We start from the raw sequence: 13,490 nt of genomic DNA on the forward strand, positions 1-13,490 counted from the left end.
GCCGTTCCCGGCCCCGTCGGCCGCCTGACCGGCCGGGGCCCGCCCCGGGCAGGAGCGGATCCCGGCCGGGAGGATCAGCGGCCCAGCAACCGGTGCGCCGCCTGGATCCTCGCCCAGGACCGGGGCTGCGCCGGCGCGAGCGAGGTGCGGGCCGCCGCGGCCACCTCGGGCCGTCCGGCGGTGAACAGCCAGGTGCTGAAGACGTCGTCCAGGTCCCGGCCGGAGAGCTGCTCGGCGAGGGCCTGGAACTGGGCGATGGTGCCGTTGCCGTACGCGTGCCCGGCGGTCCAGGCCGGCAGGATCCGGAAGAACGCCTCGTCGCCGACGGCCAGCCGGATCTGGTGCAGCGCCATCGCGCCCCGGTCGTAGACCGCGTCGTCGAAGACCCGGTCGGCGCCCGGGTCACCGGGGAGGACCTGCCAGAACTCCGCGTCGGCCGGATGGGCCGCATAGGTGAAGTCGAAGAGCTCCTGGGCGGTGCCCTCGCCCTGCTCCTCCGACCAGAGCCATTCGGCGTACGAGGCGAAGCCCTCGTTGAGCCAGATCGCGCTCCAGTCCGCCACCGAGACCGAGTCGCCGAACCACTGGTGCGCGTTCTCGTGCACGACGACGTACGGGTCCGAGCCGCGTCGCCAGAAGCCCGGCCCGTAGACCGGGCGGGTCTGGGTCTCCAGGGCGAAGGTGATGCCGTCGATCGGACCGGCCACGCCGCCCTGCGCCTCGAACGGGTACGGCCCGAACACGCCGCTCTCCCAGTCGATCACCTCGGCGGTGCGTTCGATGCCAGCCCGCGCGGCGCCGTCCCGGTCCCCGAGCGTGGTGCTGTACGCGTTGACCACCGGCTGGCCGTTGGGCGCGGTGTCGGTGACGATGTCGTACTGCCCGATGGCGAGGAACGCCTGATAGGTGGCGCCCGGCTTGGCGCTGCGCCAGCTCCACCGGGTACGGTCGCCGGCCTCGGGCAGCGGGGCCCGCGGCTGCACGCCGTTGCTGATCACCTCGACGCCGGTGGGCACCGAGACGGAGATGTCGAAGGTGGCCTTGTCGAGCGGGTGGTCGTTGCTGGGGAACCACCACCACGCCGACTCCGGCTCGTTGACCGCGAGCGCGCCGTCGGCGGTACGGGTCCAGCCGGTGTAGCCGTTCACCAGGGTCTCCGACGGCTGACCACGACGGTGAGCTGCTGGCCGCGGGTGATCGGCCGGGGCGCGGTGATCACGAGTTCGTGCGCGCCGGCCCGGGCGAAGCCCGCCGACCAGCCGTTGACCCGTACCGACTCGACGTCGAGGGCGAAGTCCAGGTTGAACCGGGACAGGTCCTGGGTGGCGGTGGCCAGGATCGTGGTGGTCCCGCTGAGCCGGTCGGTGGCCGGTTCGTAGCGCAGCCGCAGGTCGTAGTGGCCGACGTCGTAGCCGCCGTTGCCGTAGTCGGGGTAGTAGCTGTCGCCGAGCCCGGCGCTGCCCGGGGTCGGGGCGGCCGTCGGGCGCGTGGGCCGGCCCCAGCCCGGTAGGGCGGCCTGGCCGGGGGCGCCGGTCGCGACCGTGCCGGCGGTGGTGACGGTCAGGGCGGCGATGGCCGCCGCGAGTACGCGTCGCACGAGGTGGACTCCCTCCATCGGGGTGTACGCACCGGGCAACCTAATCGACAGTTGTGAACATGCTGTCTCTCGTCACGGGCCGGACTATTCAATTCGTGCGAATGTTTCGATAGCATTACCGACTAGTAACAAGCCTCGACCCTCTGGCCACGCGCGCGGTCAACGGGCTCCACCACACCTGTCCCGTGGAGGTCCTGTGATGTCCCGTCGCGTCCGTACCGCCCTGGCCGCCCTGATCGCGGCCGTCCTCGGCGTCGTCGTCGTCCCGGGGGTCGCCCAGGCGGCCACCGTCAACTACGTCGCCCTCGGCGACTCGTACTCCTCCGGCGTCGGCGCCGGCCCGTACGACCTCTCCACCTGCCTGCGCAGCCAGAAGTCGTACGCCCCGCTCTGGGCCGCGGCCCACCAGGTCACCAGCTTCCGCTTCCCGGCCTGCGGCGGCGCGGTCACCGCCGACGTGATCAACAATCAGGTCGGCTCGTTGAGCAGCAGCACGACCCTGGTCACCATCACCATCGGTGGCAACGACGCCGGCTTCGCCGACGTCATGACCAGTTGCCGCTTCGGCAGCACCAGCGGTTGCGAGAGTGCGGTCAACGACTCCCGGTCGTTCGCCACCGCGACGCTGCCCGGCCGGCTCGACAGCGCGTACGCGGCGATCCGCAACCGGGCCCCGGCCGCCCGGCTCGTGGTGCTCGGCTACCCGCGGCTGTTCGAGACCGGCTACTGCGGCCTGCTGGCCATGAGCACCTACAAGCGGACCATCCTCAACCAGGCGGCCGACGTGCTCAACGGGGTCATCGCCGACCGGGCCCGCGCGGCGGGCGCCACCTTCGTCGACGCCCGGCCGTTCTTCGCCGGGCACGGCGTCTGCGCGGCCGACCCGTGGATCCACGACATCAGCGGTGTCATCGAGGCCTACCACCCGGACGCCGACGGCTACCGCTACGGCTACCTACCCGCCCTCACCGCAGCCCTCGGCTAACCCCACCCCACCCCACCCCACCCCACCCCACCCCACCCCACCCCACCCCACCCCACCTGCCCCGCCCCCGCGCACCCCGCCCCCGCCTTGCCGATCATGGAGTTGTGGCACCGGACAACAGCCGTCAATGCCGCAAGTTGGGCGCCACAACTCCATGATCGACGCGGGCGGGGGCGCGGGCGGGGGTGGGGGCGGGGGCGGGGGCGGGGGTCAGGAGGGCGGGGTTAGGGGGTGGCGGTGGCGAGGTTGCGGGGGAGGTTGGGCTCGGTGGGTGGGGTGGTTGGTTCGGCGTCCCGGGTCGGGGTCGACTTGGCGGGGACCGCCAGGGCGGCCAGGGCGGCGGCCAGCGAGATGCCGGTGAGCAGCAGGAAGCCCGTGGTGAAGCCGGCCTCCCGGGGCAGACCGCCGGCCTGCGGGTGTGCGGTGATCACGCTGCTGGCCACCGCCGCGCCGAGCGCGCCGCCGATGGTGCGGATGTTGGCGTTCATGCCGGTCGCCACGCCGGTCTGGCCGGCCGGCACGTTGGCCACGATCAGGTTGGCCATCGAGGCGAACGCCAGCCCGATGCCGAGTCCCACCAGGCCGCCGGCCACGCCGATCTCCCAGCGGGTGTCGTGCGCGACGGTCAGCATGGCCGCGGCGAGCACGTTGAACACCGCCCCGGTGGCCAGCTGCGCCTTGGCGCTGAACCGGCTGGCCAGCCGGCCGGCGACGAGCCCGGCGACGAACATGCCGACCAGCATGGGCAGCATCAGCAGCCCGGCCTGGGTGACGCTGGCGCCGAAGCCGTACCCGGCGCTGGGCGGGATCTGCACGAACTGCGGCAGGAAGGCGTAGACGGAGAACATCGAGGCGCCGTAGAGCAGGGCGACCAGGTTGGTCGTCCAGACGGCGGGCAGGCGCATCATCCGCATGTCGATCAGCGGGTTCGCCGAGCGGGTCTCGGTGACCAGCCAGCCGACCAGGATGGCGGCGGCGAGCAGCAGCAGGCCGGTGACCCGGCCCGACGTCCAGCCCCACGCCGCGCCCTTGCTGATCGGCAGCAGCAGCGCCACCAGCCAGCCGGAGAGCAGCAGGGTGCCGAGCCAGTTGATCCGGCCGGGCGTACGGACCGGCGACTCCGGCACGAAACGGTGGGCTGCGAGCGCGGTGAGGCCGACGACGACCATCGGGATCCAGAACAGCCAGCGGTACCCGAGGGTGGCGACGATCGGACCGGCCAGGACGACCCCGAGGCCGCCGCCGGCGGCGACGATCGCCGAGATCGCGGCGACCGCCGAGCTGACCCGCGCGGCGGGGAACTCGTCGCGGATGATCCCGAAGGAGAGCGGGAAGACGGCGCCGCCGATGCCCTGCACGACCCGGGCCGCGATGAGCACGCCGATGCTCGGCGCCACGGCGGCCAACAGGCAGCCCAACGCCAGCGCGGCGAGGGAGACGACCAGGGTCCGCTCCTTGCCGACCATGTCGCCGACCCGGCCGAGGACCGGGGTGAAGATCGAGGCGGAGAGCAGGTACGCGGTCAGCACCCAGGTCACGGTGTTCTGGGAGGTGTGCAGGTCGTGCTGGATGGTGGGCAGCACCGGCGTGATCAGCGACTGGAGCATGGCGAAGAAGCCGGCGCCGGCGGCGAGGACGAGGAAGGTCAACCGGCGCGAGTCGCGCCGGGCGGTTTCGGACACGGAGAAGCTCCCGTTCGGGTACGAGGAAAGGGTCTGGCGGGCGACGGCGCTCCCCGTCGGGGTGCGGCCGGAGTGGCCCGCCGGGGCCGCTCGCGCGGATCCGCCGCGCCGTGCGTGGCGCGGTGGACGAACTGGCGACGGTGGCGGCCCGGGATCGCCGGTGATCAGCGGATAACGGGCATGGTGGGACCTCCTGGGTCCGGTGTCTGGTGCGCCGATCCGTCAGGTGGGACCGGCCGGAATCCGGGGTACGCTATCCGGAGGCAGGGCTCCGGTCAGTTCCGGAGGGGTGCCTCCACTAACGTAGCGGAGGGGTGCCTCCGGTTGCAAGGGAAGAGGGGTGACGCCCGTCATGGCCAGCGCCGACCAGCTCGGAGAGGTCTTCGCGCGCCGCCCGAAGCGAGCCGACGCCCGGCGCAACTACGACGCCCTGATCGCCGCCGCCCGGCAGGTCTTCGGCGACTGCGGCGCCGGCGCGTCGCTGGAGGAGATCGCCCGGCGCGCCGGGGTCGGCATCGGCACCCTCTACCGCAACTTCCCGAGCCGGCGGGACCTGTTCGAGGCGGTCTACGTCGAGGAGGTCCGCGCGCTCAGCGCCTCCGCCGCCGACCTGGCGGACCTGTCCCCGTGGGACGCCCTGGTCGGCTGGCTGCACCGGTTCGTCGCCTACGTCGGCACCAAGCGGGCCCTCGCCGAGGAGCTGGTCCACGACTCCGAGGTGTTCCGTAGCTGCCGCACCGAGATCTACGCCGCGGGCGAGCCGCTGCTGCGCCGCGCCCAGCAGGCCGGGGCGGCCCGGCCGGACGCCAGCTTCGACGACGTGGTCCGGCTGGTCAGCGGAATCATGGCGTACCAGTTCCCGGAGCCGGCCCAGCGCGATCGGGTGCTGGCCATCGCCCTGGACGGGCTGCGCCACCCCGCCGCCCCCCGCTGACCCCGGCCGCTTCGCGGCCGTGCGCCGCTGGCCGCAGCCGTACCCTCGCCGGTCACGTGCGGTCGCACCCCGGCGGCCCGGAAGCGGCGGCACTTCGCTGGTCGCCGTGCGGCCCCGCCGCCGACCCGCGGCCGCCCACCCTCCAGCCTGGATCGTCGCGGCCGGCACGGCGTTGCGCCGACGCGGACAATGGAGCGGTACGCGGCGTGACGCGGAGGTGACCATGCGCGAACCGGCTGCCCGGTCCCGGCCCCGGCCGGCGGGCGAGCGCCTGCCGGCCGGCAGCCTCGACCTGCTCGCCCTGCTGGTCCGGCTGCTGCGGCGACCCCGCCGCGGCGACCGGCGGCTGCCCCTGCTCTGGCTGGTCCACCCGGACGGCAGCGGCGCGCTGGGTGCCCTGCTGCGCCGCTTCGTCGGCCGGGGCGCCGGGCGGCGGGTGCCGCACGCCGTGCTCGACCTGAGCACCCGCCCCGCCAACGACGACGTCCCGGCGGCGCTGCGCGAGCTGCACCGGCAGCTCTCCGTGGAGGCCTTCGGCGCGGCCCGCCTGCGGTTCCGGCACTATCCGCTGGCGGACTGGCTGATGCACCAGAGCCTGGCGGTCGGGTTGGACGCGCAGCAGAGCGGCCGGGCCGCGCTGGTCCGCCGGCTGCGCGACTGGCGGGGCCGGGGCGTCACCGAGGACCCGCAGGTGGGTGGCGACTCCGGGCTGGGCACCGCGCTTCAGGTGCTGCTCTGGCTGCTGCGCCGGGCGATGCCGAGCGTGGTGTTCCGGATCGCGGTCTCCGGCCGGGTGCCGCTGGTCGGTCGGCAGTACCGCTGGTTCATGCGGCAGCAGTATCTCGCCCCCCGGCAGTCGGTGACCTTCCTCGGCTTCGCCGAGCGGCTCACCGCCGGCTGGCGCGACGGCGAGCATCCGGCGCAGGTGGAGAAGCTGCTGCTGCATGCCTTCCTGGAGGACCTGCGGGTGGCGTACCGGCGCCGGTTCTGGCGGCCCGGCGACTGGCGGCGGACCGCCTACCCGGTGCTGCTGCTGGACGGGGTGACCGGCGACGGCGTCGGGCACACCCTGGTCCGGCTGCTCGACGAGGTACGCAACGAGACCGGCCGCAACGACCCGCTGCTGGTGGTGGCGGTGGCCGCCGTCCCGCCGCCGGAACCGGCGGCCGTGCACCCGGTGCGCGAGGCCGAGGAGGCGTACGACGACTGGGCCGAGGCGCTGCCGGAGATCCGCCGGCTGCGCCGGGCCGGCGCCTGGCTCGTCGTGCTGCGCAGCGACGGCGACGACGTCACGTCCCCGCCGGGCATCGCCCCGCCGGCGCTGGTGGCGCCGGACCCGCCGTGGTGGTCCCGGCGATTCCTGCCGGCGGCGGTGGCCCTGCTCCTGCTCGCCGGGCTCGGCCTGTGGGCGCACGAGCGCTGGGCGGCGGACTGCCGTCCCTGGCCCACCGACCAGGTGCGGGTGCGGGTGGTCGCGGGGGAGTGCGTCGGCTACAGCGACACCGCGGGCCAGGTGTTCAACAGCGAACCCGGCCAGCAGCGGCTGCGCGCCGTGCAGCGGCGGATCTTCGCGCAGAACCGGGCCGCGCACGAGGTGTGGCGGCGCAGCGACCGGCGCCGCCCCTACCTGACCCTGGTCTACCTGGGCAGCCTCACCGGCAACCGGACCCGCGCCGACGAGGAGTCGTACGTCTCCGAGCGCGAGGAACTGGAGGGCATGGCGACCGCCCAGTACGCCCTGCTCAAGGAGTCCGCCGCGGCGGACGGCGCGGCGCTGCTGCACATCGTGGTGGCCAACGCCGGCCGGCAGATGCGGCACGCCGGCGAGGCGGTCCGGATGCTCGAAGGGCTGGCCCGTGACGACCCGACCCTGCTCGGCGTGGTCGGGATGGTGGACAGCCGGACCAGCACCGCGGCGGCGCTGCGCGAGCTCAACCGGGTCGGTCTGCCGGTGCTCGCGCCCACCCTGTCGGCCGACCGGATGGACACCAACTCCAGCCTCTACCTGCAGATCTCCGCGCCCAACCAGGACCAGGCCCGGATGCTCGAGGCGTACGCCCGGCAGGTGTTGCGGGTGACCGAGGCGCACGTCTACTGGACCACCGGCGAGGGCAGCTCGCTGGCCGAGGACCTCTACGTGTCCACCCTGGTCGACCGGTTGCGGGAGCGGTTCGGCGCGCGGCTGACCCGGCTCGAGGAGTGGCGTACCGGCCGCCGCCTTGTCCAGGAGTGCGGCTACCGTGGCGTGCTCATCTTCGCCGGCCGCTGGTCGGAGGTCGACGGCTTCCTGCGCGCGCTGCGCGAATGTGGCGCCGATCCGCCCCGGCACCTGCTCGCCGACGACTCGTTCAACCGCTACCTGGCCAATCCGGGGCTGCGGGCCAGCGCGCCCGGCAACCTGCCGGTCACGTACGTGTCGAAGGCGTCCCTGGCCACCTGCGCCGCGCTGCGGGCCGCGCAGGCCCGCCGCGACGACGCCCGGGGCAGCTTCCTCACCTGGATCGGCCGCGACGACCTGCTCGACCCGCCGCGCTGCCGGGACGGCGCCGGCCCGGCGGTGGGCGAGCGGGTGAGCCTCGCCTACGACGCGTCGATGATGCTGGTGCGGGCGCTGGAGAGCCTCGCCGCCCGGCTCCGGCACGCCGACACCGGCCGCCGCTGGCAACCCCGCTCGGTCAACCCGGCCGGGGTGCACGCCGAGGTGCTGCGGCAGAACGCCGCCGGCGGCTACCCGGGGGTGGCCGGCCTGATCCGGTACGCCCCGGACTCCGGCGAGCCGCTGGCCAAGCGGATCGCCCTGCTCACCGTGGCCCGGGTGCCCGACGTCGCCGCCGCGCCGGTCGAGGTCTTCCACTGCGGGGTGGCCGACGGCGGCCCCGACCCCGGCTGCCGCCGTCCCGGCTGACGGCCACGCAGCGGCTCAACTCAGCCGTCGTACGACCCGACCGAATGCCGCCACCAGCAGATCCGTGGTGGCGGTTCGGCCCTGGCCTGAGCCAACCGACCCCTCATCGAGCGCCCGGCCATCCTCGTGCTCCAGACGCCGGGATGGGTGGAGGGCGGCACGGCCTCGGCGTGTTCGTCGCGGAGCGCCCCGAGTCGCGGTGACCCGGAGAATTCGAGATCTTGGAAGCGGAGGGCCCTCCTGGGGGCCGTTCCCTTCCAAGATCTGCGGGTGAGTCGCAACGGGGAGCGGGATGGGGCGGGACCGCGGGCGTCGCGTGGCGGCCGGCGGCTCCCCTTGGGGGAACCGCCGGCCGCTCGCCGTCTGATCAGCTGTGCGCGTTGCTGGGACGGCCCCACGGGCCGGTGATCGCGAAGACGTAGCCCGGCGACTGGATGTTGGCGAACAGGATCTTCCCGTCCGGGCTGAACGTCGGGCCGGTGAACTCGCTGTCGTTGAGTTCGTTGCGGGCCAGCGGGTACGCCTTGCCCTGCTCGGTCACGCCGACCAGGTGCGACACGCCCTCGCCGTCCTCGGCCAGGATCACCCCGCCGTACGGCGACACGGTGATGTTGTCCGGGCCGTCGAAGTTGCCGTGGTCGGCGTCCGGGTCGGTGTTCACCCCGAAGATGGTCTTCAGCGTCACCGTCTCGGTGCGCGGGTCGTAGAACCAGACCTGGCCGTCGTGCTCGTGGACGCTGCCGTCGTCGTGCCGGGCGAAGCTGGCCACGAAGTACGCCCCGCCGTCGGCCCACCAGGCGCCCTCCAGCTTGCGGCTGCGGGTCACCTGCCCGTCGGTGAACTGCTTGCGCACCGAGACGGTGCGCGCGTCCCGGTCGGGCACGTCCACCCACTCCACCTGGTACCGGGTGCCCGGGGTGGTGGCCTCGGACAGGTCCGCGACGTGCTGGCTGCCGCGCCGGCAGCGCATCGCCTGGAGGCTGCCCGCGGTGTCGCCGTCGGGCCGCTCGGCCAGGGCGCGCAGCGCGCCCTTGCCGCCCTGGAAACCGGCCGGCGGGGTCCACCGGAAGTAGAGGCCGGTCGGGCCGCCGGCGTCCTCGGTCAGGTAGACCGCGTGGGTGTACGGGTCGACCGCCACCGCCTCGTGCGAGTAGCGGCCGAGGAACTTCAGCGGCACCGGGTTCTGGTTGGCGGACCGGTCGTGCGGGTCCACCTCGAAGACGTACCCGTGGTCCTTCAGGTAGCTGCCGCCGGCCCGCTGCTCGGTCTCCTCGCAGGTCAGCCAGGTGCCCCACGGGGTGATGCCGCCCGCGCAGTTGTTGTGCGTGCCGGCCACGCTGACGTACTCGCGCAGCCGCCGGCCCTGCCCGTCCACCTCGATGGTGGTGGTGCCGCCGCGGGCGCCCGGGTCGTAGGTCAGCCCGGCCAGCGCCGGCACCGGGTACGGCTCGCTGCCGCCGATCTCGTGGTTGTTCACCAGCACCGAGCCGTGCGGGCCGCGGAAGCAGCCGGTGCCGTCGGCGTCGCTCGGGGTCGCCTGCCCCGATTCGAGCAGGGTCACGCCCGCCTGGGCCACGATGCTGTACGAGAAGCCGGGCGGCAGGGCCAGCAGGCCGGCCGGGTCCGGTACCAGGTCGCCGTAGCCGACCGCCGGGCGGACCGCGGCGCGCGCCGCAGCCGGCCCCGCGATCGCGTCCAGGCTGCCGGCCACCACGATGCCGAGGCCGCCGGCGGCACCGCCGCGCAGCACCGCGCGGCGGGAGATGGGGGAGGAGGTCACGTCCTTGCCTTCCTGTTCGCTTGCCTGTGCTGAGCAGGCAAGCCGGGCCGGGCCAACGGCGTCCGGCGGGAACGGCCGCCGTTGGGTGAACAGTGGGCCAACGCTGCGTGCGGGCGCGTACTGTGCCGGGCCGGCGGGCGTCCGTTAGGGTTCCCCTCGATCGACAAGCGCGACGGCGTCGGAGGGCGGAGGCGTGGGCAGGCTCGCGACGGCGTACGGGCAGGCGCTGGCCCTGCACCGGCAGGCCGTGCGCCGCTGGGAGGCCGCCCGACGGCTGGTCACGGGCGCCGCGCCGGTGGCGCCCGGCAGCCCCGAGCTGGTGGCCCGGCTGGCCCGGCTCGGCGCCGACCTGGCCGCCGCCGAGCCCGCCACCGCCCGGCCCGCCGCCATCCCGGTGCCGGTACGGGTCGGCGAGGCGACCACCTTCGACGGTGGCTTCCCGGTGCTGGTGCCGCTGGGCGGCGGCACCCACCTGGCGGTCGACGCCGACGCCCGCGACCCGCGCGTCGGCGAGCTGCTGCGGGCCGTGGTGACCCGGCTGCTCGCCGCCGCGCCGCCCGGCACGGTCCGGGTCGCCGGCATCGACCCGGCCGCGTTCGGCGCCGCCTTCCTGCCGCTGCGCCCGCTGCTGGACGCCGGTGCGCTCGCCCCCACCGCCACCACCGTCACCGAGATGGCCGCCCTGCTCGACGAGGCGGAGCGGCACGCCCGCGCCGCCCAGCAGGCCGTCCGGGACGACCAGGAACTGCTGCTCGTGGTCGCCGCGTCGGCGCCGCCGCCGCGCGAGCTGGCCCGGCTCGCCGCGCTCACCCACGCCGGGCCGGCCGCCGCCGTCTGCGTGCTGCTCGCCGGGTACCCGGCCGCCGGACCGGCCGACGCGCCGCCGCCCCTGGGCGCCACCACCCAGCTGCGGCTGGGCGAGCGGTACGCGCGGGTCGGCGACCCGCCCGGCGCGCCGTTCAGCGTGGACGGCACCGGCCTGGCCGCCCCGGTGGTGTTCGACGGCGACCCGTCACACGCCACCGTCACGGCGCTGGCCCGCCGGCTCGCGGCGGCCACCCGGGCGGCCGAGGCGGTCACCTTCGCCGACCTGCTGCCGGCGCGGCGCTGGGCCGAGTCGTCCGGCCCAGGGCTGCGTACCGTGCTCGGCCGGGCGGTGCGGCTGCCGGGGCCCGGCGGCCCGGCGGTGGCGGCACCGGGGGCCGGCCGGGAACCGGTCGTCGTGGCCTTCGACGACGCCACCCCGCACTGGCTGGTCGGCGGGCGTACCGGCGCCGGCAAGACGGTGCTGCTGCTCGACGTGCTCTACGGGCTGGCCGCCCGCTACGCCCCCACCGAGCTGCAACTGTTCCTGCTCGACTTCAAGGAGGGGGTCAGCTTCGCCGAGTTCGTGCCGACCGGGCACGACCCGTCCTGGCTGCCGCACGCCCGGGCGGTCGGCATCGAGTCCGACCGCGAGTACGGCGTGGCCGTGCTGCGCGAGCTTCGCGACGAGCTGACCCGGCGGGCCGACCTGCTCAAGCGGCTCGGTGTCAGCAAGCTCGCGGACCTGCCCGCCGCGCACCGGCCACCCCGGATCGTCACCGTGATCGACGAGTTCCAGGTGCTCGTCGCCGGCCACGACGCGCTCGCCCGGCAGGCCGTCGACCTGCTCGAGGAGGTGGCCCGCAAGGGCCGCTCGTACGGCCTGCACCTGGTGCTGGCGAGCCAGAGCACCACCGGCATCGAGGCGCTCTACGGCCGCGCCGAGGCGATCTTCGGCCAGTTCCCGCTGCGGGTGGCGCTGCCCGGCGGGGCGGCCGTGCTGGACCCGACCGGCGACCCGGCCGGGGCGCTGCCGATCGGCACCGCCGTGGTCAACACCGCCGGTGGCGCGGCCGGCGCGAACACCCGGGTCCGGTTCCCCGACGCGCACGCCGCCGCGGCCGACCTCGCCGCGCTGCGGCACGAGCTGTTCCAGGCCCGCCCGGCCGGCTCGGTGCCACCAACGGTCTTCCGGGGGTACGAGTCGCCCCGGCTCGCCGACGACCCCGCCTGGGCGGCGCTGCGCCCGGACGCCGGGGCGCCGCTGGCCCTGGTGGGCCGGACCGTGGACGTGGCCGGCAGCCCCGCCGGGTTCCGGCTGGACGCCACCCCCGGCCGGCACCTCGCCGTGGTGGGCACCGCCGCGACCGGCGCGCAGGTGCTCCGCTCGGCCACCCTCGGCCTGGCCCGCCAGCACGCCCCGAACACGGCGCGCTTCCTGTTCGCGCCGCTGGCGCCGGGCACCGCCGACACCGCCGACGACCTGGCGATGACCCTGGCCGCGGCCGGTCACCCGGTCCGCCGGCTGGACGCCGCGGCGCTCCGCGCCCAGCTCGCCGAGCTGTCCGGCCCCCCGGCCGCGCCCGCCGGCGACCCGGCCGGGACCCGGACCTACCTGGTGGTGTTCGGGGTGGACGCCGCCGCGGGTGTGCTGGCCGCCGGTGACCCGGTGACCTTCCGGACCGGGCACGACGACCTGCGGGCCGTGCTGCGCGACGGGCCGGCGCACGGCGTGCACCTGCTCGGCTGGTGGCGCGGGCTGCGCCGGCTCGGCGAGGACCTGGGCGGCAGCCAGCACCGCGACGACGTGGCCTGCCTGGTCGCGCTGAACGTGCCCGGCGCCGACCTCGGACTCCACCTCGGCGTGCACGATCTCGCGTACGCGCACCGGGACGGGCGGGCGCTGCTGGTCGACCGGCACGACCAGCGCACCGCCCTGATCGTGCCGTTCACCGGGGACGGGGACGAGCGGTGAGCTACCCGGAGTACGCGGCCCTGGCCCGGGAGCTGGCCGCCCGGCAGCGCGGCGGGGAACAGGCGATCGCCGCCGAGGCGGAGCAGCGGCGCACCCTGCGGGCCGGCCTCGACCAGCTCGGCCACCGGCTCGCCGCCCAGGGCCAGCGCCTCGACCAGCTCGGCCGGGCCATCGGGGTGGCCCCGCCGCCGACTGGCGCGCCGGAGCCGGTGGACCGGCCCGCCCCGGTGGCCGCCCCGCCCGCGGGGTCGGCCGGCGCGCCCGGGCTCCCCGCCGAACCGCCCGTGACCGGGGCGGGGGCGACCGGCGGCGCAGCCGCCGGGCCGGGGCGGCCGGGGGTCGGGGCGTACCCCCAGGGGTCGGTGCCCGGGCCGCGGGCGGGTGACGCGGCGACGGAGCTGATGGCGGCCCGGCAGCTCGCCGACGAGGCCGACCGGTACGGCCAGCAGGCCGAGGCCCTGGCCCACCGGCCCGTGCTGCTGCCCACCTGGTCGCCGCTCGGCCGGGCCGTCGGGGTGTACGTCGCCTGCGCGCTGACCGGCTCGGTGCTGATGCTCGCCACCCTGGTCGGCTCGCCGCTGCCGGTGAGCGGGCTGGACCTGGTGGCCGCCGGCGCGTGCGCCGGGGTGCCGCTGCTGTCCTTCCTCATCGGACAGCTCGTGCTGGCCCGGTGGGGCCGGCCGGTGCTCGGCGGTGACCCCCCGCCGGCGCGGTACGTGCCGCTCGGTTTCGTCCTCTGTGCCCTGCTCTCCTCCGGCCTGTTCTGCCTCTACCTGGTGGCCTTCCGCGTGTTGGGCTGACCCGTGCCGGTCCGCTCGTGTCGAGGGG

7 protein-coding genes and 1 pseudogene are annotated in these 13,490 nt (G+C 75.6%); 5 read left to right on the forward strand and 3 right to left on the reverse strand.

Going from position 1 to position 13,490, the window contains the following annotated elements; all coding sequences use genetic code 11:
- Nucleotides 1–74: 74 nt before the first annotated feature.
- A pseudogene (locus AB0I11_RS27910) lies at nt 75–1,597 on the reverse strand (M1 family metallopeptidase).
- A gap of 199 nt (nt 1,598–1,796) precedes the next feature.
- Between AB0I11_RS27910 and AB0I11_RS27915 the strand changes: the two are divergent.
- The gene (locus AB0I11_RS27915; protein ID WP_357326887.1) at nt 1,797–2,582 is read left to right on the forward strand and encodes an SGNH/GDSL hydrolase family protein; all 786 of its coding nucleotides are present in this window, start codon (nt 1,797–1,799) and stop codon (nt 2,580–2,582) included.
- 224 nt (nt 2,583–2,806) lie between these two features.
- Here AB0I11_RS27915 and AB0I11_RS27920 read toward each other — a convergent pair whose 3' ends face one another.
- A complete protein-coding gene (locus AB0I11_RS27920) occupies nt 2,807–4,264 on the reverse strand; it encodes an MFS transporter (RefSeq protein ID WP_357326890.1) in 1,458 nt (485 codons plus the stop codon).
- A gap of 340 nt (nt 4,265–4,604) precedes the next feature.
- On the opposite strand from AB0I11_RS27920, the gene AB0I11_RS27925 reads away from it, so the two are divergent.
- Nucleotides 4,605–5,198: a helix-turn-helix domain-containing protein gene (locus AB0I11_RS27925; RefSeq protein ID WP_357326892.1), complete on the forward strand. Its 594-nt coding sequence runs from the start codon at nt 4,605–4,607 to the stop codon at nt 5,196–5,198.
- A 223-nt stretch (nt 5,199–5,421) separates the two neighbouring features.
- The gene (locus AB0I11_RS27930; protein WP_357326895.1) at nt 5,422–8,103 is read left to right on the forward strand and encodes a hypothetical protein; all 2,682 of its coding nucleotides are present in this window, start codon (nt 5,422–5,424) and stop codon (nt 8,101–8,103) included.
- 367 nt (nt 8,104–8,470) lie between these two features.
- On the opposite strand, the gene AB0I11_RS27935 is transcribed toward AB0I11_RS27930, so the two are convergent.
- Complete coding sequence (locus tag AB0I11_RS27935) at nt 8,471–9,883, reverse strand: alkaline phosphatase PhoX (protein ID WP_357326898.1); 1,413 nt, start codon at nt 9,881–9,883, stop codon at nt 8,471–8,473.
- Between the two features lie 193 nt (nt 9,884–10,076).
- Between AB0I11_RS27935 and AB0I11_RS27940 the strand changes: the two genes are divergently transcribed.
- Nucleotides 10,077–12,662, forward strand: coding sequence for an FtsK/SpoIIIE domain-containing protein (locus tag AB0I11_RS27940; RefSeq protein ID WP_357326901.1), 2,586 nt, complete (start codon nt 10,077–10,079; stop codon nt 12,660–12,662).
- Entirely contained in the window at nt 12,659–13,462 is an 804-nt protein-coding gene (locus AB0I11_RS27945; protein WP_357326904.1) for a hypothetical protein, read from the forward strand. Before AB0I11_RS27940 ends, AB0I11_RS27945 begins: the two co-directional genes overlap by 4 nt.
- Nucleotides 13,463–13,490: the final 28 nt, after the last annotated feature.

The organism is Micromonospora sp. NPDC050495 (assembly GCF_040655175.1).
Taxonomy (GTDB): Bacteria; Actinomycetota; Actinomycetes; order Mycobacteriales; family Micromonosporaceae; genus Micromonospora.